The sequence below is a fragment of the Luteitalea sp. genome (assembly GCF_022842525.1).
In the GTDB taxonomy this organism is placed as follows: Bacteria; Acidobacteriota; Vicinamibacteria; order Vicinamibacterales; family Vicinamibacteraceae; genus Luteitalea.
Genome location: NZ_JALHPM010000095.1, coordinates 1 through 25843, shown reverse-complemented (window position 1 = coordinate 25843; position 25843 = coordinate 1). Strand labels below are relative to the sequence as shown.

The 25843-nt window shown below is 71.1% G+C and carries 20 protein-coding genes; 15 read left to right on the top strand and 5 right to left on the bottom strand.

From position 1 onward, the window contains the following. From Q0C41_RS18200 to Q0C41_RS18190, 3 genes are all read left to right on the top strand, one after another. Positions 1 to 2018 (top strand): S9 family peptidase (locus Q0C41_RS18200; RefSeq protein WP_291986026.1); only part of this gene is annotated, 2018 nt, incomplete at its 5' end. A gap of 161 nt (positions 2019 to 2179) precedes the next feature. Continuing rightward, positions 2180 to 4798 carry a hypothetical protein gene (locus Q0C41_RS18195; protein WP_291986024.1) on the top strand — a complete coding sequence of 873 codons (2619 nt, stop codon included), beginning with the start codon at positions 2180 to 2182 and terminating at the stop codon, positions 4796 to 4798. 149 nt (positions 4799 to 4947) lie between these two features. After that, a complete protein-coding gene (locus Q0C41_RS18190; protein WP_291986022.1) occupies positions 4948 to 5592 on the top strand; it encodes an NAD(P)-binding domain-containing protein in 645 nt (214 codons plus the stop codon). 55 nt (positions 5593 to 5647) lie between these two features. Here the strand turns inward: Q0C41_RS18190 and Q0C41_RS18185 are convergent, their stop codons facing one another. Next, positions 5648 to 6451: a right-handed parallel beta-helix repeat-containing protein gene (locus tag Q0C41_RS18185; RefSeq protein WP_291986020.1), complete on the bottom strand. Its 804-nt coding sequence runs from the start codon at positions 6449 to 6451 to the stop codon at positions 5648 to 5650. Positions 6452 to 6554: 103 nt separating this feature from the next. Here Q0C41_RS18185 and Q0C41_RS18180 point away from each other — a divergent pair, with 103 nt between their 5' ends. Together Q0C41_RS18180 and Q0C41_RS18175 are read left to right on the top strand one after the other, a co-directional pair. Beyond that, on the top strand, positions 6555 to 7139 hold the full coding sequence (locus Q0C41_RS18180; RefSeq protein ID WP_291986018.1) for a sigma-70 family RNA polymerase sigma factor: 585 nt from the start codon (positions 6555 to 6557) through the stop codon (positions 7137 to 7139). A 23-nt stretch (positions 7140 to 7162) separates the two neighbouring features. Beyond that, positions 7163 to 7969 carry an anti-sigma factor gene (locus Q0C41_RS18175; protein ID WP_291986016.1) on the top strand — a complete coding sequence of 269 codons (807 nt, stop codon included), beginning with the start codon at positions 7163 to 7165 and terminating at the stop codon, positions 7967 to 7969. Here Q0C41_RS18175 and hypF read toward each other — a convergent pair. Next, positions 7932 to 10256, bottom strand: a complete 2325-nt coding sequence (gene hypF / locus Q0C41_RS18170) for a carbamoyltransferase HypF (protein WP_291986014.1) — start codon at positions 10254 to 10256, stop codon at positions 7932 to 7934. The two genes, Q0C41_RS18175 and hypF, sit on opposite strands and share 38 nt — an antisense overlap. 97 nt (positions 10257 to 10353) lie before the next feature. Between hypF and Q0C41_RS18165 the strand changes: the two genes are divergently transcribed. Genes Q0C41_RS18165 through hypE form a run of 4 tightly spaced genes read left to right on the top strand, consistent with a single transcriptional unit; the run spans position 10354 to position 13565 of the window. Then, a complete protein-coding gene (locus Q0C41_RS18165) occupies positions 10354 to 10716 on the top strand; it encodes a hydrogenase maturation nickel metallochaperone HypA (RefSeq protein WP_291986011.1) in 363 nt (120 codons plus the stop codon). Next, complete coding sequence (gene hypB, locus Q0C41_RS18160; protein ID WP_291986009.1) at positions 10713 to 11393, top strand: hydrogenase nickel incorporation protein HypB; 681 nt, start codon at positions 10713 to 10715, stop codon at positions 11391 to 11393. Before Q0C41_RS18165 ends, hypB begins: the two co-directional genes overlap by 4 nt. Further along, positions 11377 to 12504, top strand: a complete 1128-nt coding sequence (hypD, locus tag Q0C41_RS18155) for a hydrogenase formation protein HypD (RefSeq protein WP_291986007.1) — start codon at positions 11377 to 11379, stop codon at positions 12502 to 12504. The genes hypB and hypD overlap by 17 nt, the downstream gene beginning before the upstream one ends. Beyond that, the gene (gene hypE, locus Q0C41_RS18150) at positions 12501 to 13565 is read left to right on the top strand and encodes a hydrogenase expression/formation protein HypE (protein WP_291986005.1); all 1065 of its coding nucleotides are present in this window, start codon (positions 12501 to 12503) and stop codon (positions 13563 to 13565) included. Before hypD ends, hypE begins: the two co-directional genes overlap by 4 nt. A 36-nt stretch (positions 13566 to 13601) precedes the next feature. Here hypE and Q0C41_RS18145 read toward each other — a convergent pair whose 3' ends face one another. Continuing rightward, positions 13602 to 14270 carry a winged helix-turn-helix domain-containing protein gene (locus tag Q0C41_RS18145; protein ID WP_291986003.1) on the bottom strand — a complete coding sequence of 223 codons (669 nt, stop codon included), beginning with the start codon at positions 14268 to 14270 and terminating at the stop codon, positions 13602 to 13604. An 87-nt stretch (positions 14271 to 14357) separates the two neighbouring features. On the opposite strand from Q0C41_RS18145, the gene Q0C41_RS18140 reads away from it, so the two are divergent. From Q0C41_RS18140 to Q0C41_RS18115, 6 genes are all read left to right on the top strand, one after another. Next, positions 14358 to 15269, top strand: a complete 912-nt coding sequence (locus tag Q0C41_RS18140; protein ID WP_291986001.1) for an FHA domain-containing protein — start codon at positions 14358 to 14360, stop codon at positions 15267 to 15269. A gap of 78 nt (positions 15270 to 15347) precedes the next feature. Continuing rightward, the gene (locus Q0C41_RS18135) at positions 15348 to 16955 is read left to right on the top strand and encodes a protein phosphatase 2C domain-containing protein (RefSeq protein ID WP_291985999.1); all 1608 of its coding nucleotides are present in this window, start codon (positions 15348 to 15350) and stop codon (positions 16953 to 16955) included. A gap of 22 nt (positions 16956 to 16977) precedes the next feature. Beyond that, positions 16978 to 18957: a serine/threonine-protein kinase gene (locus Q0C41_RS18130; protein WP_291985997.1), complete on the top strand. Its 1980-nt coding sequence runs from the start codon at positions 16978 to 16980 to the stop codon at positions 18955 to 18957. Next, complete coding sequence (locus tag Q0C41_RS18125; protein ID WP_291985995.1) at positions 18957 to 22250, top strand: FtsW/RodA/SpoVE family cell cycle protein; 3294 nt, start codon at positions 18957 to 18959, stop codon at positions 22248 to 22250. Before Q0C41_RS18130 ends, Q0C41_RS18125 begins: the two co-directional genes overlap by 1 nt. Further along, positions 22247 to 23050, top strand: coding sequence for an FHA domain-containing protein (locus Q0C41_RS18120; protein WP_291985993.1), 804 nt, complete (start codon positions 22247 to 22249; stop codon positions 23048 to 23050). Before Q0C41_RS18125 ends, Q0C41_RS18120 begins: the two co-directional genes overlap by 4 nt. Positions 23051 to 23203: 153 nt before the next feature. Then, entirely contained in the window at positions 23204 to 23725 is a 522-nt protein-coding gene (locus tag Q0C41_RS18115) for an NUDIX domain-containing protein (protein WP_291985991.1), read from the top strand. Here Q0C41_RS18115 and Q0C41_RS18110 read toward each other — a convergent pair. Further along, the gene (locus Q0C41_RS18110) at positions 23711 to 25186 is read right to left on the bottom strand and encodes a hypothetical protein (protein ID WP_291985989.1); all 1476 of its coding nucleotides are present in this window, start codon (positions 25184 to 25186) and stop codon (positions 23711 to 23713) included. The genes Q0C41_RS18115 and Q0C41_RS18110 overlap by 15 nt on opposite strands. A 39-nt stretch (positions 25187 to 25225) precedes the next feature. Then, positions 25226 to 25711, bottom strand: a complete 486-nt coding sequence (locus Q0C41_RS18105; protein WP_291985987.1) for an RDD family protein — start codon at positions 25709 to 25711, stop codon at positions 25226 to 25228. Between the last annotated feature and the right edge of the window lie 132 nt (positions 25712 to 25843).

Here is a 25843-nt window from a genome sequence, read left to right as displayed (position 1 = left end):
CGGGGCAGCGGGCCGTGCTGGTGCCGGCCAGCCGGCTCACGCCGACCGGGGCGACCACCGGACTGGCCATCGACGACTACGTCTGGTCGTCCGACGGTCGCCGGCTCCTGATCTTCACGAACACCCGCAAGGTCTGGCGCGACAACACGCGGGGCGACTACTGGGTGCTGGACCTCGCGGACGGTGGCCGGCTGCGTCGGCTCGGGGGCGACGCCCCCGAGGCCTCGCTGCTGTTTGCGAAGTTCTCGCCCGACGCGACGCGCGTGGCGTACGTGCGCGCCAACGACCTGTACGTCGAGCGGCTGGACGATGGGCAGATCACGCGCCTCACGCGCGACGGCAGCGCGACGACGATCAACGGCACGTCCGACTGGGTCTACGAGGAGGAACTCGGTGTGCGCGATGCCTTCCGCTGGAGTCCGGACAGCCGCGCCCTCGCGTACTGGCAGTTCGACAGCACCGGCGTCGAGGCCTTCACCCTCATCAACACCACGGACACGCTGTATCCCGCGCTGACGCGCATCCCGTATCCCAAGGCCGGCACGACCAACAGTGCCGTGCGCATCGGTGTGGTTGCCGCCACGGGCGGTGCGACCACCTGGATGCAGATCCCCGGTGACCCCCGCGAGCACTATCTCGCCCGGCTCTCGTGGATCGACACCGGCACGCTGGCCATCCAGCAGCTCACGCGCCTGCAGAACCGGCTCGACGTGATCCGCGCCGACGCGCGCACCGGCGACACCCGACGGATCCTGCGCGACGAGTCGTCGACGTGGGTCGATGTCGACGACGACCTGCGCTGGATCGAGGACGGCCGCGCCTTCCTGTGGGTGAGCGAGCGCGATGGCTGGCGACATGTGTATCGCGTGTCGCGCGACGGCGGCTCGCCGCAGTTGCTGACCCGCTTCGAGGCCGACATCCTCGCGGTGGCGGGTGTCGACGAGAGCCGTGGCTGGCTGTACGTGACGGCCTCGCCCGGCAACGCCACCCAGGCGTCGCTCTACCGCGCGCGGCTCGATGGCACCGGGACGCCCGAGCGCGTCACGCCGATGGATGCGCCCGGCACGCACGCCTACGTGGTGGCCCCGGGTGGGCGGCTCGCCTTCCACACCCATTCGCGCATCGACACGCCGCCCTCGACCGACATCGTCGAACTGCCGTCGCACAGGCCGTTGCGGGCGCTGACCGATACCGCGGCGCTCGTGGAGCGGTTGGCGCCACTCGTGGCCTCACCGACCGAGTTCTTCACCGTGGACATCGGCGGCGGTGTGTCGCTCGATGCGTGGATGGTGAAGCCGCGTGACTTCGATCCGGCGCGTCGCTATCCCGTGATTGTCTACGTCTACGGCGAACCGGCGGGCCAGACCGTGGTTGACCGCTGGATGGGTGCGCGCCATCTCTTTCATCGTGCGCTGGCCGACGTGGGATACCTGGTGGTGTCGTTCGACAACCGGGGCACGCCGGCGCCGAAAGGCGCGGCGTGGCGCAAGGTGATCTACGGCACGGTGGGAGACCTGTCGGCGAAGGAACAGGCCGCCGCGGTGCGTGCCCTCGCGGCGTCTCGTCCGTACGTGGACCTGGCGCGGGTCGGCGTGTGGGGATGGAGCGGCGGTGGGTCGAACACGCTCAACACGATGTTCCGCTTTCCCGAGGTGTTCCACGTCGGCGTCTCGGTGGCGCCGGTGCCCGATCAGCGGCTCTACGACACGATCTACCAGGAGCGGTACATGGGGACACCCCAGGGCAACCCCGAGGGATATCGGCTCGGATCGCCCATCCATGTCGCCGAGGGCCTGCGCGGCCGCCTGTTGCTCATCCACGGGTCGGGCGACGACAACGTGCACTACCAGGGCACCGAGCGCCTGGTGAACCGTCTGGTCGAGCTCGGCAAGCCCTTCGACATGATGGTCTACCCCAACCGCTCGCATGCCATCAACGAAGGGACGGGTACCTCGGCGCACGTCCATGGGCGCATCGCCCGGCATTTTTTCGAGCACCTGCCGCTCGGGGGGCGATAGCGTCGCGGCAGCTGCCTGATTGGTACTGTCCTCCGACGAGGGGTGGGGGGAACAAGCATCGACGCGGAGACGCTGACGGTCGTCGCCGAGCCTCATCGCCCTCCTTCATGCCAGGCGTTCGACAGGCGCGCGCAGCAGGAGCATGATGCAGGAGGGCATTCATGCTCCCCTCGCTCCCTGGAGCGGCCATGTTCGCCACGTCGTCCTGCCTGCGCGCGTGCGTCTGCATGCTCGTCGCGGTCGGTGCAGTCGCCATCACGGCATCGGGCCAGACACCGGAGGTCCTTCTCTCGACGACGACGACGGGCCCACCGACGGGCGCATACCTCAGCGGTTCCGGGCGCGTCATCCTTGTGCAAACCCTGGCGCCACTGGACACTGCCGCCACCGAACCGACAAGCGACCTGTATCTCTACGACCGTGCCGCGCCAGCGTGGCGTAGCATCCCCAGGTCACTCCTGCTCGAGGGCGTGCCCTCCTTCTACTCGAATGAGGAAGTCCACTTCACCGCGTTGGCCATCTCCACCTCGGGCCGGTACGTCGCGTATTCGGTGGAGAAGGTCCTCGGCCAGTACACCGGGTACCGGGCCGCCATCGCTCGCTACGACGTCCAGACCGGGACGGTCGCGTTCGCCTACAAGGCGGCCGCGCCATCAGACGCCGCGCCCTCGCATCTCGCCATGAGCGCCGACGGCTCCACGTTCGCCTGGCTGCGGATACAGCCTGAGGACGTCGGCGTCGAGGTGGCACGCCCGGGAGAGCCATCCCGTGTCGTCGGTCATCCCTGCCGGAACCGTTCGCTCGACCTGCCCCAATGCCTGTACGCTCCCGCGCTGAGCGCCACCGGCGACAAGGTGCTGTATATCGTCGGTCCCGACTCTGTCGATGCGCGACCGCAGGGGCTGGCTATCGTGGACACGGTGTCAGGCGTGCGGCAGTCCTACCCGGAGTTCACGCCCGCGGGCGGTGAGCCGCGCCGGCTCGGGACCAACAGTGACGCCACCTTCGTCGCTGCGCCCGGTGTCCAAGGCGCCGGCGGTGTCTTCGACGTCGCGCGCCGGCGACTCGACACGCTCGAACGACCCGCCCCGGCGCTCCCGCTGCTCGCACTCGATGTCAGTGACGATGGCGCAACCGTGCTGACCCGTGAGCCTGCGGACCCGAGCCGCACCATCCTGTACGACCGCGTCGATGGTCGCGCCGTGCAACTGGGATCGGACTTCAACACGGCCTGGGGATTGTCAGACGATGGCGCGACGGCCCTCACGCTGGACACGCCGCCCGGCCCCGTCAGCGCGTTGCGAGTCTGGTCGCTCGATGCCGACGGCGACGGCATGAGCGACGCGTGGGAGGCGCGCTACGGCCTGTCGCCTTCAAACGCCGCCGACGCGACGGTCGACAGCGACGGTGACGGGCGCACGAACCTGCAGGAGTTCGCGGTGCGCTCGCATCCGACGGCGCCCGTGGCCAACCAGCGCCTGTTCGCGGAAGGTGCAGGCGGCACCTTCTTCGACACACTCGTGCACGTGTTCAACCATGGCGACAGCCCGGCCACGGCGGTGGTCGGATTCTTCGGCGCCGACGGCACGCGCACCAGCCGTGCCCTCTCACTCGCGCCGAAACAGCGAACCATGCTCGCCTCGTGCTGCATCGCCACGCTGTTTGCGACCGAGTTCGCCATCGTCGTGGAGAGCAGCCTACCGGTCACGGTCGAACGCGAGATGTTCTGGGATCGCACCAGCGGGTATGGGTCGCATGCCACGGCGGGCAGCGCGTCGGCCGCCCTCGAGTGGTACTTCGCCGAAGGGGCGACGATTGCCGGCATGCAGCTGTTCTACCTGCTCGCGAATCCTGCGGACACCGACGCTGCCGTGATCGTCGAGTACCTGTTGCAGTCGGGCAGGAGCGTGACGCGGACCTACGCAGTCCCCGCACACAGCCGCCGCACGATCTGGGTGAACCAGGAAGGCGCACCGCTGGATAGCGCGGAAGTGGCTGCTCACGTCATGTCGTCGGTGCCCATCGTGGCCGAACGCGCCCTCTACCTCACGCGTCAGGGTCAGCTGTTTGCCGCAGGCAGTGCCAGCGCGGGCGTGCAAGCCCCAGCGACCACGTGGACGTTCGCGGAGGGCGCCACAGGCGCGTTCTTCGACACGTTCATCCTGGTGGCCAACCCGCTGGCCGTTCCGGCGCGCGTAGAGGCTCGGTATCGCTTGCCCGACGGCCGGAAGATCACGCGTGGGTACACGGTCGCGCCACAGCGTCGCCTGACGATCTGGATCGATCAGGAGGACGCCGCACTCGCGGATACGGCCGTGAGCACGTTGATCTCGTCGGATTCGCCGGTCGTGGCCGAGCGGGCGATGTGGTGGCCGGGGCCGACCGCCGACTCATGGGTCGAATCGCACGCCGAAGTAGGTGCCACCGCCGCTGGCACGCGCTGGGCAGTCGCGTCAGCCGCCGCGGGATTATCGGCCCAGACGAGCACATTCCTGCTGATCGGCAACGGGACGGCCGCGCCTGGTCGCGCCCGTGTCACGCTGTACTCGTCGTCTGGCGCCGTCGCTGCCACGCGCGACTACGACCTTCCACCGACGAGCCGCACCACGGCGTGGTTGACGCAGGACTTCCCTGCGGTGCCGGGGGGCACGTACAGTGCGATCGTCGACAGCATGAGCGTCGAGAGCCAGTCACCCGCTCCGATCGTCGTCGAGCGGGCCAGCTACACGCCCGACATGCGCGCCGGCAGCGCTGTCGCCGCGACACGGGTTACTCCCTGACACGATGGTCTACCCCAACCGTTCGCATGCCATCAACGCAGGCCGGGCACCTCGGCGCACGTCCATGGGCGCATCGCCCGGCACCTGTTCGAGCACCTGGCGCTCGGGGGGCGATAGCGTAGCGTCTCGCTTGTGCCTATAGTCGAAGGATGACCATAGGATTCATCGGGGCAGGACACATCGGCAGCGCCGTGGCGCGTGCGGCCGTCGCGGCAGGGCACTCGGTCGTGATGAGCAACTCGCGTGGCCCCGAGACGCTCGCCGATCTCGTGGCGGAACTCGGCCCATCAGCGCGGGCGGCCACGCCCGCCGAGGCCGGCGCCGCCGGCGACATCGTCGTCGTCACCATTCCGCTCAAGCACATCGGCGACGTGCCGGTCGCGCCGCTGGCGGGCAAGGTGGTGATCGACACCAACAACTACTATCCGGAGCGCGACGGCCAGATCGCCGCGCTGGACGACGAGACGACGACGACGGCGGAGTTGCTGCAGCAGCGCCTGCCGACCTCGAAGGTCGTCAAGGCGTTCAACCACATCATGGCGTCGCAGATCGGCACCGACGGCACGCCGTCAGGCACACCGAACCGTCGCGCCCTGGTCATCGCCGGCGACGATGCCGACGCCAAGGCAGCGGTGACCAGCCTGCTCGACGCCTTCGGGTTCGATACCGTGGACGCCGGGCCGCTGGCCGAGGGCTGGCGAATCCAGCGCGACACCCCTGGCTACGGCCCGCGCCGCACCGCCGATCAGTTGCGCGCCGACCTCGCCGCCGCGAAGCGCTACCGCGACATGTGACGTGCGCGGATGGTCGGGCAGGGCTCTCCTTCGTGACGAGCCCTGCCCGCAGTCCTCAGGGGACGATGACGGTGGAGAGGTTGTCGGCGAAGACGTTGGACCCGGCCGTCACTTCCTCGACGGCCTGCGCGAAGGCCGCCACCGAGTTGTCGCGGAACAGGTTGCCCGCCGTCGCCACGCTGGTCTGGATCCCCACCACGAACCGCGACACCAGGTTGTCGTAGACGAGGTCACCGCTCGGGCCCGTGGCCACGCCGGAGTCGTCCGGGTTGTAGCAGATCCCCAACTGGCCGTTGGATCCGCCCGTCAGGGTGTTGTTGCCAATCCGGTTCCCACCGCTGCCGGCGCCGCGGACGAAGATGCCGAGGAACGTGCCGGTCACGACGTTGCGCTCGACGACCACGCCGCGCGAGTTGACGATCAGCACGCCAATCTCTCCCGGAGGCGGCCCACCCATGTCGCCCCCCTTGATCTGCAGGCCCTCGATGCGCACGTTGGTCGCGCCGGTCACGTCCACACCGACGCGGAACCCCGTGAGCGAACCGTTGGTGATGGTGACGTTGGAGACCCCGGGCATCACGCGGATCCCCGCCCCCGGCGTGGCGCTGCCCTCGATGGCGTAGCCGCCCAGATCGATCGTCACGTCACTCGCGGCGATCACGATGCCGTTGCCGCCGCGGCGGTCGGCCCTGAAGCCTCGTGTGACCTCGTAGTGGCCCGACTGGGAGATGATGCGCGAGCGCATCAGCCACCGGCCGGAGGCCTCGTCGTTGGCCAGCGCGGATGGGGCGAACACACCAAGAGAAGAGACCGCCAGGACGACGGTGGGGAAGGCAAGACGGAAGGCAGTACGTGTCATGAACGCTCCTGTGAGTGACGGCATGTCGCCGTGTTCATGAGCGTCAACAGCCGACGTCGCGAAAAAGTTCCCGGGCACGGTACACTCGCCTCGGACGCATGTCATGACCGCCGTTTCTCCGTCGACCGGCCAGGACACGCGGCTCGCCTTCGAGCAGGCAGCGCTGCCCCACATGGCCGCCCTGCATCGCACGGCGCGGCGGCTCGCCCGTCAGCCCGAAGACGCCGCCGACCTGCTGCAGGAGACGTTCCTGCGGGCGTTCCGCACGTTCGGCAACTTCCGACCAGGCAGCAATGCCAGGGCGTGGCTGTTCACGATCCTGCACTCGGTGTTCGTCAACCGGTATCACCGCGCCCAGCTCGAGCCAGAGGCGGTGGATCCGGGCGACCTCGACGCCCGCTTCGCTGCCGTCGTCTCGCCGCCGCATGACGCCGTCGTCGAAGCCATGCGCAACGCCATGCCCCCGGAGATCGACGCCGCGCTGCGCACACTCCCGGAGGCGTTTCGCGAGGTGGTCCTGCTGGTGGACGTCGAGGAACTGACATACGAAGAGGCGGCCCTGGCCGTGGGCTGCCCGGTAGGGACGCTCAGGTCGCGTCTGTTTCGCGGGCGCAAGGCCCTCGTCGTGGCGTTGGCCGACTACGCGCGTCGGCAGGGTTTTGCGACGGGCAGGGAGGGAACGCCATGACCCATGCGCAGTGCCCTCACGACATGGCACTTCAGGACCTGATCGACGGCCGGCTCACCGCGGCGGAACGCGAGTCGCTCGAGGCACACGTCGCCGACTGTGCGGACTGTCGTGCCAAGGTCGACGCGCTCGGTGCCGCGCGGTCCGCGCTGGCCCGCTTGCGTCAGGACGACGTGCCAGCCGAACTCGAGGCGGCCCTGCTCGCGGCGCTGCCCTCGGCGGAGCCGGCGACCGTCCTGCCGCCGGCGATGCGCGACCAGACCGCCGCGCCTGTCGCGTCGTCACCACGCCGGATGCGCGTGCCGGCATGGACGTGGGGACTGGCCGCCGCGGCGCTGCTCGCCGTCGTGGCGTGGCTGGCGTGGCCTCGCCCCGAGGCGTCGCTGCCCACGCTGGTCGCCAGCGACTTCCGTGCCTGGCGCGACGGGAGCCTGCCCCTCGACGTGCGCAGCACGAACGTCGCTGACGTCGACACCTACTTCCGCCGCAGCACCCTGGGGTTCACCACGCGCGTGTTCGACCTCGGCATGATGCAGTTCACGGTGCAGGGCGGACGCACGCAGACGCTCGCCGGTCGCGCCAGCGCGCTGTTCGTCTATCGCGGCCCGCAGGGGGAACCGATCGTCTGCCAGATGTACCCGGGCATCCCCGGCGAACTGCCGGCGCCGCTGCGCACGCGCAGCCACGACGGCATCGAGTTCCAGGTGTACGAGGTCGAAGGTGTGACGGTCGTGTTCTGGCAGGAAGGCGACGTGATGTGTGTGCTCGCCGGTGAGGGGCCGGCCGAGGCCATCATCCAGCTGGCGTTCGCCAAGGCGATGAAGGTGTAACGCCGGCCACCACCGCCTGTCCCAGCGACAGCCCGCCGTCGTTGGGGGGCACCTGCCGGTGCGTCAGCACACGGAAGTCGTCCTGCTCGAGCAGGCTGACCACCCGGTCGAGCAGGACGACGTTCTGGAACACCCCACCAGACAGGCCCACGGTGCCGATCGATGTCGAGGTCCTGAGGCGGAGGGCGACGGCGTGCACCGCGCGGGCCACGGCCTCGTGGAAGCGCGCGGCCAGCACGTCGCGGTGGATGCCGCGGCGCAGGGCATCGACGAGGTCACGCAGCACCGGAGCGGGATCGAGCCGTATCGTCCCGCCCTCCTCCACGAGGCCGAAGCGGCAGGTGCCGTCATCCGGCGCCGTGCCGGCGCGGGCGGCGGCCGCCTCCAGTGCCATGGCCGCCTGGGCCTCGAACTCCGACACGTGGTGCACGCCGAGCAGCGAGGCCACGGCGTCGAACAGGCGTCCCATGCTGCTGGACGGCGCGGTGCCCAGTCGGTGCGCGATGCGCTGGCCGATGACCTGGCGTTCGGCTGCCGAGCAGGCGCGTACGCACGGCAGGTCGTCATCCCAGGTCAGCCCCGCAGCGGCCAGGCACGCGAGCGCGAGCCTGGCGCCGTGACGCACGTCGACGTGGCCGGCAGGCAGCGGCGTCGCCATCAGGTGGGCCGCACGCCGTACCGACTCGTAACCACCGACGAACACTTCTCCGCCCCAGATGCTGCCCTCGTCCCCGTAGCCCGTGCCGTCGAAGACGACGCCGATGACCGACTCGCCGGCCGGCACGCCGTGCTCGGCCAGCAGGGACGCGTGGTGCGCGTGGTGATGCTGGACGGTGACGACCGGAATGCCTCGGGCCAGGGCCCACTCGCGGCCCCAGCGTGACGACAGGTAGCCCGGGTGCGGGTCGATGGCCACCAGCTCCGGCCTGATGGCGAACAGGCGCATCAGGTGGTCGGCAGCCCGCTCGAAGGCGATCAGCGTCTCGAGCGTCTCCATGTCGCCGATGTGCTGGCTCAGGTACGCATCACGCCCCGCGGCGAGGCAGAAGGTCGCCTTCAGTTCTCCGCCCACCGCCAGCACGGGTGACAGGTCGACGGGTACGTGGACAGGGTAGGGGGCAAAGCCGCGCGACCGCCGCAGCGGCAGTGGGGCGTCCCGGAACACGCGCACCACGGAGTCGTCGCACACGGCGTGGATGTCCCGGTCGTGCAGCAGGAAGCCGTCGGCGAGTGCCTCGAGCCGCGCACGCGCGTCCTCGTTGGTGCGGGCAATGGGCTCGTCGGCCCGATTGCCCGAGGTCATCACGAGCGGTCCGTCGGTGGAGAGCAACAGGGCGTGCAGTGGCGCGTAGGGCAACAGCAAGCCGAGCGTGTCCTGACCAGGCGCGACGTGTGCAGAGACGCGATCCTCGCTTCCGGATCGTCGGCGGAGCAGCACGATCGGGCGGGCGCGCGATTCGAGCTGCACCGCCTCGGCGTCCGACACGTGGCACAGGGCGAGCGCCGCAGCCGTCGAGGGCACCATCACCGCGAACGGCTTGTCGCCGCGGCCCTTGCGTGCCCGCAGCGCGACCACCGCGTCGTCGTTGCGGGCGTCGCACGCGAGATGAACGCCCCCGATGCCCTTGATCGCCACGATCCGTCCAGTCGCCAGGGCCTGTCGCGCGAGGTCGATCGCGTCGACGCCCGGGGCGGAGGACTGGCCGTGGGACTCGTGGTCCTCCCACCACAGGCGCGGCCCGCACGCCGGGCAGGCGGTCGGCTCGGCGTGATGGCGACGGTCGCCCGGGTCGTCGTACTCGCGGCGGCACGCCTCGCACATCGGGAACGCCGCCATCGTCGTCGCGTCGCGGTCGTACGGCAGGTCCGTGATGATCGTGAAGCGCGGCCCGCACTGCGTGCAGTTGAGGAAGGGGTAGCGGTAGCGGCGGTCGTCCGGGTCGAGCAGTTCGCGCAGGCAGGCGTCGCACGTGGCGACGTCGGGCGGGATCGACGTGCGACGTCCCTCGACGACGGTGCTGTCGCCGATCACGAACGTCGCCTCGCCACCGGGGGCCAGGCGGCTGCTCTCGATGGCGTCGATCGTGGCGAGTGACGGACGGTCACGGGGCAAGGCGGACGCGAAGCCGTCGAGGGCCGCGTCGGGGCCCTCGACCTCGATGACGACGGCACCGCTCTCGTTGCGAACGAACCCGGCCAGCCCGAGGCGTCGCGCCAGGCCCGCCACGAACGGACGGAAGCCCACGCCTTGCACCACTCCCCGCACCACCAGCCGCCTGCGCTGCATGCCGTTCCCGATCCGTCGATGGCCGACCCGGAAGGTTCCGGCCCGCCGCCCACCCTCGGAGCATGACACGAGCGCGGGGCCGTACTACGCTCCCCGGGTGCACGAACTGTCGATTGCGCACAGCCTCGTCGAACTCGCGCAGCAGCATCTGCCGCCCGAGGCCACGCGCGTCGTCGCCGTCGACGTCCGCATCGGCGCACTGGCAGGTGTGGTCGGCGATGCGCTGGAGTTCTGCTACGCCATCGCCACCGAGGGCACCCGCCTGCAGGGCTCGATCCTGCGCGTGCACGACGTCCCGGGGGCGTGGCACTGCGTGGTCTGCGATGCCGAGCGGACGCTCGACGCCACCTTCGTGCTGCGCTGCCAGGTCTGTGGTGCGCCCGCCGGCGATCTGCTCGCGGGGCGGGAACTCGAACTCACGTCGATCGAGTACGATACGGCGGAGGACGCCCCCCGATGAGCATGACCCCGCGTGTGCTCGAGATTCGTCGTCAGGTCCTGTCGAAGAACGACGAGATCGCGCGCGGCCTGCGTGATCGCCTGCGTGCCCACGGGATCTTCACCCTCAATCTCGTCTCGAGTCCCGGATCGGGCAAGACCCGACTGCTGGAAGAGACGCTGCGCCGCCTGGTCGCGCGCGGCATCTGCGTCCACGCCCTGGTCGGCGATCTCGCCACCGACAACGATGCCCAGCGCCTCGCCCGCAGTGGAGCGCCAGTGCGACAGATCCTCACGCAGGGCCGCTGCCACCTCGAGGCCGCGATGATCGCGCAGCACCTCGACGGGTGGGACCTCGACGCCTGCGACGTGCTGTGCATCGAGAACGTCGGCAACCTGGTGTGCCCGTCGAGCTACGACCTCGGCGAGGACGTGCGCGTGGCCCTGCTCTCGGTCACCGAAGGCGAGGACAAGCCGCTCAAGTACCCCGCGATCTTCAATTCGTCCGACGTCGCGGTGATCACCAAGACGGACCTCGCCGAGGCCTGCGACACGGACATGCGTGCGCTGCACGACAACCTGCAGGCCATCCGCCCGGGCATGCGCGTCTTCGAGACCTCGTCCCGCACGGGGGCGGGGCTCGAGGCGTGGGTCGACTACCTCGTGGAGCAGTGGAGGGCGCGTGAAGTACCTCGATGAGTTCCGCAACGGCGACATCGCCAGGCGGATCGTCGAGGACATCCACCGGATGACGACCCGGCCGTGGGCCATCATGGAGGTCTGCGGCGGGCAGACACACGCCATCATCCGCAATGGCATCGACCAGATCCTGCCGCAGGGCCTCGAGCTGATGCATGGGCCCGGCTGCCCGGTCTGCGTGACCCCCCTCGACGTCATCGACCAGGCCCTGGCGATCGCGAGCCTGCCCGGCGTGACGTTCTGCTCCTTCGGCGACATGCTTCGGGTGCCGGGCAGCGACCGCGACCTGCTCCAGGTCCGCAGCGAGGGGGGCGACGTGCGGGTGGTCTACTCGCCGCTCGATGCCGTGGCGCTGGCCCGCGCCCTGCCCGATCGCCAGGTGGTGTTCTTCGGCATCGGCTTCGAGACGACGGCGCCGGCCAATGCCATGGCCGTGCACGTGGCGCGGCAGGAGGGTCTCGACAACTTCTCGATGCTGGTCTCGCAGGTCCTCGTGCCGCCGGCCATCGACGCCATCATGACCGCGCCGGGCACCCGCGTGCAGGCGTTCCTGGCCGCCGGCCATGTCTGCTCGGTGATGGGGTTGCACCAGTACCCGATCCTGGCCGAGCGGTACCACGTGCCGATCGTCGCCACAGGCTTCGAGCCCCTCGACGTGCTCGAGGGCATCCGCTGTGCGGTGCGCCAGCTGGAGTCGGGCGAGGCACGGGTGGAGAACGCCTATGCGCGTGTGGTGTCGATGGCCGGCAACCTGCCGGCACAGCGCATGCTCGCCGACGTGTTCGCGATCACCGACAGGACGTGGCGTGGCATCGGCACCATCGCGGCCAGCGGCTGGCGCCTCGCCGACGCCTATCAGGCGTTCGACGCCGCCCGGCGCTTCGGCGTGCAGGACATCCGCACGCAGGAGTCGCCGCTCTGCCGCAGCGGCGAGGTCCTCCGTGGCGCGCTCAAGCCCACCCAGTGCCCCGCGTTCGGGCGCGCCTGCACGCCACGCACGCCGCTCGGCGCGACGATGGTGTCTGGTGAGGGCGCGTGTGCGGCCTACTTCCACTACGGCCGGCTGCGCGACGATGCCCCGGTGCACGACGACCCCGTCGTGCTGACGTGAGCGACGCCCCGCGGGATCTCGCCGGGTGGAGCTGTCCGCTGCCGCTGCGCGGCTACCCTCGGGTCGTGCTCGGCCATGGCGGGGGCGGCGCGCTCACCAACGACCTCGTCGAGCATCTCTTCGTGCCCGCCTTCGCCAACCCGAGTCTCGATGCGCTCGGCGACGCCAGCCTGGTCACGGTGCCGGGTGGACGACTGGCGCTGTCGACGGACGGGTTCGTCGTCCGTCCCCTCATCTTCCCGGGGGGTAGCATCGGCGAACTGGCCGTCAACGGCACGGTGAACGACCTCGCGATGAGTGGGGCGGCGCCGCGGTACCTGACGGCGGGCTTCGTCATCGAGGAAGGGCTCGACATGGCCTTGCTGGGCACGATCGTGCACCGCATGGCCACGGCCGCCCGTCGCGCCGGTGTGCAGGTCGTCGCCGGCGACACCAAGGTCGTCGAGCGTGGCCACGGCGACGGTCTGTACATCACCACGACCGGGGTTGGCCTCGTGCCCGCCGATGTGCCGCGCATCGGGCCGGATCTCGCCCGCCCCGGCGACGTCATCCTCGTGAGCGGCCCCATCGGGGATCACGGCATCGCCGTGATGAGCGTGCGCGAGCACCTCGCATTCGAGACGGGCATCGAGAGCGACTGCGCGCCCCTGCACACGCTGGTGCGCGACATCGTCGACGCGCGCGGTGGCGTCCACGTGCTGCGCGATCCGACTCGAGGCGGCCTGGCGGCGACGCTCAACGAGATCGCCCAGCGCTCGCACGTCAGCCTGATCGTCGACGAGGCGCGGGTGCCCATCCGCCCACAGGTGATGGCGGCGTGTGACCTGCTGGGACTCGACCCGTGGCACGTCGCCAACGAAGGCAAACTCGTGGCGATCGTCGCGGCCGCGGTCGCCGACGAGGTCCTGGCGCGACTGCAGGCGCATCCGCTCGGTCGCGAGGCGGCCATCATCGGGGACGTGCAGGCGGGCCGACCAGGGCTGGTCGCCGCGCGCACCAGGCTCGGGGCGACACGCGTCGTGCCCATGCCGCTCGGTGAGGTCCTGCCGCGCATCTGCTGAGGGCCGCCGGACCGCGCCGGTGACCCGCTCGTGCGCTCAGCTCCCGGGGCGGACGACACGCTCGGTGCGCGCGGCGCGGGCATCGGCCCAGGCCCGGAACGTCAGCGACGCGGCGCCGAGTTCGACCACGTCACCATCGGCGAGTCGCCGCGGGCCGGTCAGGCGCTGGCCGCCGACGAAGGTGCCGTTGCTCGACTCGAGATCCACGATCGTCGTCGACTCGGCGTCCACGTCGAGGCGCGCATGGCGGCGCGACACGCCGGAGGCTTCCACCCAGACGTCACTCCGCGGATCGCGGCCGACGATGTTCGGACCGGGGGTGAGCGGGTAGGCGCGGTCGTTCCGCACGAGCCAGCAGAGCCGCTCTTCCGTGCGGTGCGTCGGGCGCACGGCCGCCAGATCCTGCGCGGGACCGCTGAAGGCGTAGCCGATGCGATGGACCGTCCGGATGAAGCTGGCCTGACGGGAGTCGTCGCCCAGCACCTGGCGGATCTCCGCGATCACCACACTCAGGCTGGCCTCGCTGACGAACGTGTCCTGCCACACGTGGTCGTGGATCTCGCGCTTGCTCACCACGGTGGGGCGGCGTTCGAGCAGCAGCGTCAGCAGGGCGAACGCCTTGGGCGACAGATGGACGCGCGCGTCCGCGTCGAGCAGCTCGCGCGTCTCGGTGTCGAACGTGAAGCGGCCGAAGGCAACTCTCATCTGGGGGCGGTGAATCCTTGGGAATCCCTTGGGACTTGCCCCGGGACCCGGGTGCATAGTACTCGACGTGCGGGAGAGCGACACGCCATGACGACGGCCAGGATGCCGAGCGGACGGGACATCTGGAAGGCGGTGCGCGAGGAACTGGCGCTGAACCTGTACGCCCTCCCGTTCAGCACGCTCGCGCCGACCGTCTACCACGTCTATCTGCACCCCGAGGACTTCCAGGCGATCGAGGGCATCGTCGGCACGGTGACCGATCAGATCCGCCAGGCCCTCACCGAGGAGGTCGCGCGACTCAACCGCGACATGGGCAGCCGCGTGAAGACGATCATGGCGCGCCTGCTCGAGCGCGAGGCGCTGGCACCGATTGCGGTGCCGCCGGCCGGCTGGGAGGTCCACATCCGTCGGGACCCGGACGATGAGCTCGCTCGCGGGCAGATTGGCATCGTCTCGACGCTGGCGATGCCGGCGCCGGTCGAGTACGCCGGCACCCCGACCACCCGCATCGTCCGCAGCGTCGTCGGCGAGCGGGGGCGGACGGCGACCGTGACGCACGTGCCGGTCGAGCCCCGGCCGGTCGCCGGGCCGTCCGTGGCCACGCCGCCCGAGATGCGGCGCGAGACGGAGGCGCGGTCCGGGCACGAACGCGCCCGGCTCACCTACGTCGACGACCAGGGCGCGCACGAGTTCATCATCCGCAAGGACGTCGTGTCGATTGGCCGCGGCGGCAGCGCGGTGTGGGTCGACGTGCAGATCATCACGACGGCGAAGGTGTCGCGTGAGCACGTGCGAATCCGACTCGATGCCAGCGGCGAGTGCTTCGTGCAGGACGTCAGCCTCTGGGGGACGACCGTCAACGGGATGCCCATCGCGCCGGCGGTCAAGGGCCCCGAAGGCGTGGCGCAGCCGGGGCCGGAGTGTCCGTTGCCCTCACCGGCGACCATCACGCTGGCTGGCGCCATCAGCCTCGAATTCACGACGGTGGGGGCACGATGACCTGGCTGCACCTGCTCCTGCTGGCCTCACTGGTGGCGGCGGTGGGCTGGATCGGCTGGCTCGCGTGGGTGTTCGATCGTGGCTGAGCCGACGATCACGACGCGCGTGGTGACCTCCGCCGCCCTGTCCGATCCGGGACGCGTGCGCACCAACAACGAGGATCTCGCACTGCTCGACCCCGAGCGCGGCGTCTTCGGCGTCATCGATGGCGTCGGCGGGCACGTCGCCGGCGAACTCGCGGCGGCCATCGCGCGCGACGTCATCGTGCAGCGCCTGGCGCGGCCGCTCGGGACGCCGGCCGAGCGCGTCCGCGAGGCCATCGCCATCGCCAACAACGAGATCTTCCGTCGTGCCGCCGCGGAGCCCGACCTCGCGGGCATGACCTGCGTCGTCACGCTGGCCGTCGTGACCGACGGGCAGGTCACGGTCGGCCACGTCGGCGACACTCGGCTCTACAAGCTGCGTCCGACCGGCATCCGGAAGCTGACCCACGATCACTCGCCGGTCGGGGAGCGCGAGGACGCGCAGGAGATCGGCGAGATCGAGGCGATGCGCCACCCGCGCCGCCACGAGGTGTTCCGCGATGTCGGCAGCGCGCTGCGCGACAAGGACGAACCGAACTACGTGGAGGTCGTCGAGGCCGCGCTCGAAGACGATGCGGCGATCCTCGTGTGCAGCGATGGCCTGACGGACATGATCCCGTCGTCGACGCTGGCGCAGCTGGTGCGGACGCACGCAGGTGATGCCGACGCCGTCGTCACCGCGCTCGTGCGCGCGGCCAACGAGGCCGGCGGTCGCGACAACGTCACCGTCGTCTACGCCGAGGCCGCTGGTTTCGCGGCGGCGATGCGCGCGAAGACGCCGAGCCCCGCGGCCGCCGTGACCTCGTCGGCGCCGGTTCGGCCGTCACCGGGCGTCATCGGGCGGCGCAGCACGTGGTTCGCCCTGGGCGCGCTGATCGGCGTGCTGGTGGCCCTGGCGCTCGCGTGGCGCCTCGCGACCGACGGGACGGTGGCCGGCCGCACGATCGTGGCGGCTGCACAGGCATCCGAGACGGTCGGCACCCTGGCCGCCGCCGTTCAGGCTGCGCGGCCCGGCGACGTGATCCGACTGGAGCCGGGCACGTACGCCGAATCGGTCACCGTGCCGGACGGGGTGTCGCTGCGCGCGCGGGTGGCGGGCGCGTCCGTGTTCGTGCGCCCGGCGACGGCCGTGGGCGAGTGGGTGGCCGTCATCGCCACCGGCGACACCGGCGGTGTGATCTCGGGCGTACGCGTCTCGTCTACGCCGGACGCCCCGGTGCAGGTCGGAATCCGCGTGCGCGGGCATGGCCGTGCGCTCGAGCTGCTGCAGATCGAGGGCGACGTCACCGCCGGCATCGACCTGCTGGCCGATGCCTCGGCGACGCTGCAGGGGAGCCAGCTGGCCGTGCCGGGTTCGGCGGTCGCCCTCGGCGCGCGCAGTCGGCTGGACGCCTCCGGCAACGTCTTCGTGCGGACACCGGCGCCGGCCGCGACGGCTCCTGAGGCGTTCGCCATCGCCATGGCCGGGGATGCCTCGGCGGTCTTGCGCCGCAACGTCTTTGCCGGGTTCGGTGCCTCGCCGATCGCAGGTCTGCCCGATGCCGAGCGGGAACCTGTGCGGGCCACCAACGTAGTCGTGTCTTCGAACCCGTTCACCCGCTGACCGGCTGGAGACCACACACGCGATGTCCTGGCAGGTCGCAGGTTATGAGACGGATGCCGACAAACCCTTCGATCAGGGCAGCTTCGGCACCGTGTGGCACGCGAGGCGCCTGAGCGACGGCACCCGCGTGGCCCTGAAGCTCGTGCTCAAGGATCACGCCGCCGACGCCTCGGAGCGCATCGAGGCCGAGCGCCGCGGTGCCATGCTGCAGCGCGCCTTCCACGACGCGCATGGCATGGTGCCGGCCATCCACGACATCGGCTACGACCGCGATGGCGACCTGTTCATCGCCATGGAGCTGATTCAGGGCGGATCGCTGTCGGACGTCATCGCCCTCGGTCCGCTCGACCCTCGCGCCGCCGCCACCCACGCCACCGCCATCTGTGCCTTCCTCGAGAAGGCCCACAGCTTCTCCACGACGATCGAGGGCGATCGGTACGACCGGCTCGTGCACGCGGACCTCAAGCCGGGGCATCTGTTCGCCCGCGCGTCGGGCGAGGTGATCGTCCTCGACTTCGGCATCGCCAAGGCCCTCGACAAGGCGACGCCGCTGACCACCAACAACTGGGGGACCTCGGCCTACATGTCCCCCGAGCGGCTGCTCGACGGGCGCGTCGACGAGCACGTCGATTTCTGGTCCCTCGGCATCATCCTCTACGAGATGCTCGCGGGGCATCGCCCGTACCGCGCGCTGCAGGCCCCCTCGTTCAAGAGTCACCTCGAACAGGCCATTCGCGGCAATGCGCCGCGTGAGCCGCTGCCGGCCACCGTTCCCGCAGGCCTGGTGGCCATCGTCAACAAGCTGCTGGCCTATCAGCCGGACCGACGGTACGCCACGGCGCGGGCCATCCGGGCGGATCTGATGGCCGTCCTCGAGGGCGGGCGTCCGCTCGCCCTGCTCGACTACGACACGCCGGCGACGACGCGCGTCGGCATGCCCGAGGCGCAGGGCTCCATACCGACGACTGACCAGGTGCCGAGGGGACAGGCCGTGCCCGGGCCCCACGTCGCGGTGCCGTCGACCGACCCGCTGCCGTTCCTCCCGCCGCCGCTCCCGCCGCCGCTGCCTCCGAGTCCCGTGCTCGCGTCGTCCAATGCCGGCGCCGCAGGTCCAGTCCAGGGCCGACGGTCCCTGCGCCGGCGGTCGCGCCGACTCGTGCGCGTGTTCCTGCTGCTGTTCGGGCTGTACCTCGCGACCTCCGAGGCGGTGGCGTGCATCGCGGCCGAGCGCTTCCGCGACGTCATCAGCACGATCGACGGCGCGACGCTGTCGGTGGCCGAAGCGAGCTACGACCGCGTCGCGAGCACCGGGCCGTTCGACCTCGGGCTCCGCTGGCGCGTCGACGGGCGCCTGCAGACCCATCTCGTCGGCCTGGCCAACCGGGTCATCGAGGACTACCGGCACGATCAGCCGTCGCTGCTGCTGACCGACTGGAAGCAGGCGCAGCAGGCGCTGCGCTGGGCGCTGCGGGTCGCACCGGGCGACCGCACGGCCCAGGCGCGGTTGCAGACCTGCGACGCGCACATCCTGCGCATCGCCACACGTCCCGGCCGGTCCGAGACGGCCCAGGCCTCGTACCGCCGCGCCATCGATCGCTTCCGTGCTGCCGCGCGCCTCGACCCCGATGCCTACGACCCCTACCTCGGGATCAGCCGCATCGCCGTGTACGGGCTCGTGCCGGCCGACGTGGACCTCGCCACCGAGGCATTGACGGCGGCGCAGCGACGCGGCTACACGCCCGGACGCCGCGAGCGGGCGCAACTCGGCGACGGACACATGCGACGGGGCGACACGCTGCGTCGCGAAGCCCGCAACGTCTCCGGCGCACAGCGGGTCCATGCCCTCGAGCAGGCCAGAGCGAGCTTCGAGGCCTGCGTGGCGGCGTTCGAGCCGATTCTCGGCTTCGCCAACGCCGCCAAGAACATCGAGATCTGCAAGGCGCAGGTGACGCGGGTGGACGAGGAACTGGACGTCGCGCTGGCCGAGGTCGAGGAGTCCTGATGCGCATCATCGATGCCCCCCGTCCGCGTGTCGATCGTCGCGCCGGTCGCGCGGCGGGCGCCAGCCGCGCCGCCAATGTCGAGGCCCTCGGCCTGGCGGCGGCCTCGCTCGTGATCCTCCTCGGCCTGTCGCTGGCGGCCTGGGGCCGCCTTGGTGGACCGGCGACCGAGTCGCGGGCCGTGCACCTCCCGACGGTGACGTCGGCGGCCGATCTGCTGCCGGTGCTGTCGATGTTCGACAGCGGCCCGGAGCGGACGGCCGTGGCCGAGCACCTCTACCGTCGCGTCACCGAGGAGCCGCCGCTGTCGCATGTGGGTGCGCTGGCAAGCGTCACGCTCACGCCAGCCGAGGTGCAGCGCGACCGCCGGCTCACACACGCGCGGGCTCGGCTGGACGCGCTCGTGGCCCCCGGTCCCGTGCGGCTGCTCTCGGCGTCCGAGCTGGCGGCCCTCAAGCCTCACGTCGTGGTCCGGTCGGCCAGCGAGTACCGCGGGCGGCTGCTGCGTGCCGTGGCGGCGTTTCTCGCCCTCTTCTGGGGCGCGCACCTCGTACGCCGCTGGCGCGGGGCCCAGGACGACCCGGTCCTGCTGCCGGTCCTGCTGATGCTCAGTGGCCTCGGCCTCATGAGCATGATCGCGCTGCGCGACCCGTTGCGGGATGCCCTGATCGCCTCGACGTTCGTCAGCGGCATCGGCGCCGGCCTCGTGCTGCTCGTCGCCGCCGCGGAGATCGACTACGAGTCGTCGCCGCTGCGTCGCGCGGTGCTCCTGCCGCTGGCGTTGGCCCTGGGGCTGGCCACGCTGCTGCTGGTCTTCGGATCAGGCCCGGGCCGCAGCGGCGTCAAGGTGAACCTGTTCGGCGGACAGCCCGTGGAGGTGATTCGCCTGCTCGTCGTGTTCGCGGTCGCCGGCGCGCTGGCGCGCCGCTTCGAGCTGTTGCAGGAACTGTCGGAGCCGGCCACGCCGACGCGCCCGTGGCTGCGGGCCGTCCGCCTGCCGCGGTGGCACGATGTGCGGCCGGTCGTCGCCAGCATGGCCCTGGTCCTGGCCTTCTTCTTCCTGCAGAAGGATCTCGGTCCGGCGCTGGTCCTCTCGGCCGTCGTGATCGCGCTGTACGCCATCGCGCGCGGACGCGTCGCCTTCGTCTTCGTCGGATTCGGCATGCTGGCGGCCGGCTTCGCCGTGGCCTGGGCCATCGGCTTTCCGACCACGGTGGGGCAGCGGGTCCGCATCTGGGCCGACCCGTGGAACAACGGCGTGCCTGGCGGCAACCAGATCGCCCATGGCGTCTGGGCGATGGCGACCGGTGCCGTCTGGGGGGCCGGCGCTGGCGCCGGCAGCCCGCAGTCGATCCCCGAGGGACACACGGACTTCGTGCTGGCCGTGCTCGGCGAGCAACTCGGGTTCATCGGTGTGGTCGTGGTCATCGCGCTGTATGCCTTGCTGGCCTGGCGGTGCCTGCGGATCGCCCTGCGCGCGCCGGGGGACTACAGCGCGTTGCTCGGCATCGGCGTCACCCTGGCACTGATCGTCCAGGCCTTCGTCATCGCGGCGGGGCTGCTCGGCCTGGTGCCGCTGACCGGCGTGGTGACGCCATTTCTCAGCTACGGGCGATCGTCGATGATCGCCAACTGCCTCGCCGTCGGGGTGGTGCTGGCCATCGCCCGGCGCCGTGGCCCGATGCGCCTGCACCTGCAGGCACCGGTCCGCGTGCTGGCCACCGTCCTGTCGGTGATGGCCGTGCTGGTCGGCATGCGCGCGGCCTGGGTGCAGGTCGTCCACGCCGATGCGCTCGCGACTGCGCCGAGTCTGAGCGAGCAGGGGGACGGCGGGTACCGCTTCGAGTACAACCCCCGCCTGGTGGCGGCCGCGCGCGCCCTCGCGCGCGGCACCATCTACGACCGGCAAGGCCTCGTGCTGGCGACCAGCCGGCCGTCCGAGATCGCCGCCATCGACGCCACCTACCGCGCCGCCGGGGTGACTCGTGGTGCCCCCTGCGCGGGCGACGCCATCCGCTGTTACCCGCTTGGCGGCAGTGCGTTCAGCGTGCTGGGCGACTGGGCGCAGCAGCGCAACTGGGCGGCCCGCAACTCGTCGTACGTCGAACGCGACAGCGACACGCACCTCAAGGGCTTCGACGATCGGCAGCGGCAGGTCGACGTGGTCCATCCCCGCTCGGGCGTCCGCGACCGCACGACCCGGCGCGACTACTCGGCGCTGCTGCCGATCGTGCGCCACGGCGCCGATTCGACGCGGCCCGAGGTGCGACTGCTGCTGGAGCGTCCACGCGACCTCCATCTGTCGCTCGACGCGAGACTCCAGCAGCGCGTGGCCGCCGCCCTCCAGGCCGGCATCGAGCGCGGCACGCACACGCGCGGCGCGGCCGTCGTCCTCGATGTCGAGACCGGCGAGGTCCTGGCGTCGGTGAGCTATCCGTGGCCCTCGTCCGATGTCGCCAGCCGCGACACCGAGGCCCTGCTCGATCGCGTGCGGTACGGCGTCTATCCTCCGGGCTCGACGTTCAAGCTGCTGGTGGCCGCCGCGGCCTTGCGCGCCAACCCGGACCTGCAGACGGTGCCCCACATGTGCGAGCGTCTGCCCGACGGCCGCGTCGGCCATGCCGTGCGCGGCTGGGCCCGGCCGGTGCGCGACGACATCAAGGACACGACACCGCACGGCGCGGTGGATCTGCACGAGGGCCTGGTGGTGTCGTGCAATGCCTACTTCGCCCAGCTGGCGCTGCAGCTCGGGGCGCGCCCGCTCCTCGACACCGCCGCCCTGTTCCAGATCGATGCCGCGCAGCCGTCGACGGTCGCCGCCTTGCGGAGCACCCTGCCGCACGCCGGGTACGGCCAGGGCGACGTCCTCGCGTCACCACTCGAGATGGCCCGCGTGGTCGCGGCCATTGCCGGTGAGGGCCGCATTCGTCCCGTGCGATGGACGCGTGACACGGCCCCCGAGCCAGATGATGGCCCGCGGCTGCTCGCCGACGCGGATGCGCGTCGACTGGCGCGCGACATGCGCGCGGTCGTCACCGCGGGCACCGGACGCACGCTGCTCGGCCATGCCACGCCGATTGCCGGCAAGACCGGCACCGCGGAGGTCGACGGGCGGCCGGCGCATTCCTGGTTCGTCGGCTTCGCGCCGTACGGCGGCACCCGCCCCATCGCCTTTGCGGTCCTCATCGAGCACGCCGGCTACGGGGCGCGATCCGCCGCGCCCGTGGCCGGGCAGATCGTCGATGCCGCGCGCGATCTCGGCCTCTTTCGCCCGGAGCCCTCGACACGGCCATGACCAGACTCTCCACCTTCGGCAAGGATCTCCACACCCGAATCCGGACGTTCTTCGACACGCCGCTCGGGCCCGATGCCACGCCACTCGAGGTGTGTCAGGCCGTGCTCGACGAGGTCGAGCGACAGGTGCAGCCGGTGCGTCGTGGCCAGCGCGTCTTTCCCTTCACGCTGGTCATCGTGCGCGTGACGGTCGCGCCGGCGGCGCGCGCGGCGATGACGACGGCGTTCACGGACGTCCCGACGCGCGTCCTCGAGCGCCTGGCGGAACTGCGCTGCGATCCGCCGCGGATGCTCGACGTTCAGGTCGAGTGCCTCGACGAGGCGCCGTCCTCGTGGGGGCCCTCGCAGGTGTACGACGTGCAGTACGTCGCGGAGACCACGCCTGAGCCCCCGCCGGCCACCGACGTCCGCAGCGCGTCGGTCGCCCCGACGCTGCAGATCGTCGTGCTCAGGGGCGCCGCCGCCGAGGCCGACTGGCAGTTCACCGGGACGACGGTCGCCATCGGACGCAGCGCCGATCCGATGGATGACGCGGGCCGGTCGCGGCGCAATCGCGTGGCCTTTCTCGATGTCGTGGACGGCGTGACCGAGACCGTCGGGCGCGCCCACGCCCGCTTGACCTGCGACCCGCGGACCGGCGAGGTACGGCTGTTCGACGAGGGCAGCCGCAACGGGACGGCGGTGCTCCGCGGCGGCGAGGAGATCGCGGTGCATCGCCGCGATCCGCGGGGCGTGCGGGTGCGCTCGGGTGACGAGATCCGGCTCGGACGGGCGCTGCTGCGCGTCGACTTCGTCGGGTAGACGCTCGTCAGCCGACCTGTCTTTGGTCAGGGACCATTGTCCTATTCCTCGGGATGGGCAAGAATGCCTCGCCTTGCCTCACTTCCTCCCCCACGCTCGCAGGCGGGTCGCCGTTCGGGATCCGGCGAGGTCGTCGCGCAGTCAGAGGCCCTGATGGCGTCGAGGGCGAGCGCAGGCGTCTTGATGTACCGGCGGCGCGCCAGCGGCGTCGAGGTCTTCCTCGTGCATCCGGGTGGACCGTTCTGGGTGCGCAAGGACGCTGGCGCGTGGTCGATCCCCAAGGGCGAGATCGAAGCGGGCGAACAGCCGCTGGCGGCGGCGCAGCGCGAGTTCGCCGAGGAGACCGGATCCGCGGTGTCGGGCGAGTTCGTCGGGCTCGGCACGGTTCGGATGCGCAGTGGCAAGGTCGTCCACGCCTGGGCCCTCGAAGGCGACATCGACGCCGCGTCGATCCACAGCAACGTCTTCACCCTCGAATGGCCACCCCGCTCGGGACGCCAACAGGAATACCCCGAGGCCGACCGGGCCGCCTGGTTCCCGATCGCCGAGGCGCGTCACCGCATCCTGGCCGGCCAGGCGCCCTTTCTCGATGCCCTGACCGGACTGCTCGGGACGCGCAGCACACGTGACGAGGGACAAGGGAACGAGTCAGAAGGGATCTCACGGGACGAGTGACAAGCACTCGAGGGACCGGACACCAGCGGCCTCGTCAGGGGCCCGTCCTGCCCATGCGATGAAGTACCTCCAGTTCGGCTGATCGGTGTGCCCCCCGTCGTGCTGGCGCCACGCGAGCGCGCCGTCGAGCAGGCCGGTGTTGACGGGCGGCATCGGCGCGGTCCGCCAGGACGCCGTCACGCCGAGGTCTCGCGCCCCAAGCAGCCGGAACACGGGCTGCGCGGCGACGGCCGCCATCCAGGCGCCCCGCTGATCGATCCAGTGCGCATCGCCCTGTTCGGGAATGCCATGACTGAGGAACACCCGCCGCGGCGCACACAGGGCGAGCAACGTATGGCCGTCCATCGGGAGATCCACCGGCGTGCGCGCCACGCGGCGTGGCGTGGCGGCGCCGTACCGCAGGTAGCGGCCGGCAAACCAGTGGTACTCGCCGCTGCCCGTGAGGTTCTCGATGGCCTCGCCGAACCGGCGTCGCATGAGCTTGGCCCCTCCGGCGCCGGACGAGGCAATCAGGCCGTAGGCGAAGCGCGTATCGACGGCCATGGTCACGAGCGCGGCCTTGCCGTAGCGTGAGACGCCCTCGATGGCCACGCGTGTGGCGTCGATGGTCGGATCGGTGCTCAGGTGGTCGAGCGCCCGGCTGGCCCCCCACGCCCAGGCGCGCAAGGCCCCCCACTGCTCGGGTCGACGCCGCGCGCCCCGGTTCGTCAGGCCGATGATGCCGCGGGTGAGCCCCGCGCCGTTGTCGGCCTGCACCGTCACGGGATTCAGGAAGGCATACCCCCACCCGGCGGCAATCAGCTGCTCGGTGCCCGGCGGGTCACCCCCTGGCGGTGGCGTCGGCAGGCGGACGCCCGGTGGGAGTGGTGGCGGTGGGTCGCCGGGCAGCCCGCCACCCCGGAACATGATGACCAGTGGCACGGGTGTCGCAGCCACGGGCGTCACGACCAGCAACGACATCTCGACCGTGATGGCCGGCGCGCGCCGATGGTCCACGCGTCCGACGAACTCGCGCGCCCGCACCTCGCGCCCGCCCACCATCGTCGACACGCGCCGGACCTCGTGCCAGGTCACCGCGGGCACGTCGGGCGGCACGTGTCCATACACCTCGTCGGCCACCACCGCCAGCAACTCGGCGCGTCGTCGTGCCCACGCGCGCCGCGTGGCCACCGGCGTGCCGTCCTGCATTCGCAACGGGTCCGGGAGATCGGTGAAGGGCATGGCCGTCGCCTCGTCGCTGTTGGCGGCGTCAGGCGCGGCGGGGTTGCCGCTGGGGCCCGGGCGCATCGACAGGATGCCCAGCTGCCGCTGCATGTCGGCGTGGTCCTCGGCCGTCTCGCGGGCCTGCGCCGCGCGCGCGGCGGCCACCGCGGGCGAGAGCGGAGGTGGGCCACCCTGCGCGTGGAGCCACAGGCCACCGAGCAGCAGGGAGGCAACGAGGGGGACGGCGCGGCACGGCATGGCGGGCCTCCAGGCGAGACGAGCGACGGCGACGGGCGACTACGGCACGTGGACGTGGATGACGCGGGTGCTCGACCAGCGGTCGTGCCACGTCTGGCGGATCGGCGACCGCAGCGCGAAGAGCGGACCGACCACCGACAGCAGGGAGATCAGCTTGCCGGCGTTGCGCAGCATCGATCGGCGCAGGTCGAGGCGCTGCCCGGCCATGTCGACGACCTTGATGCTGAGCAGCCACTTGCCGAGCGTGCCGCCGAGCGGCGAGGCTTCGGCCACGGTGGCATAGCCGAGATACAGCGCCATGGCCACGTTGCGGATGATCGACCGTTCCGCGTAGAAGCGCAGGCGAAGCGCCTCGTCCTCCGGCGCCGGACGGAAGAACTGCGCGAAGGCCTGATCGGCGCCCACGACCGAGTAGTACACCCCGGCGACCACCAGCGTGATCAGCAGGCTGTCGAAGAAGTACGCCCCGAACCGTGCCGAGAGCGAGGCGGGCGTCACCGCCGGCGCGGCATCGTAGGTACCCATGGCGTGAAGAGCATAACCGTGGGACCAGCGAGGACGGAGGAGCGAGGAGGGAGGACGGAGGTAGGACGGAGGAGGAAGGAGGGAGGGGAAGGGGGAAGGGGGAAGGGGATGGGTTAGGGGCAAAGGGGAAGG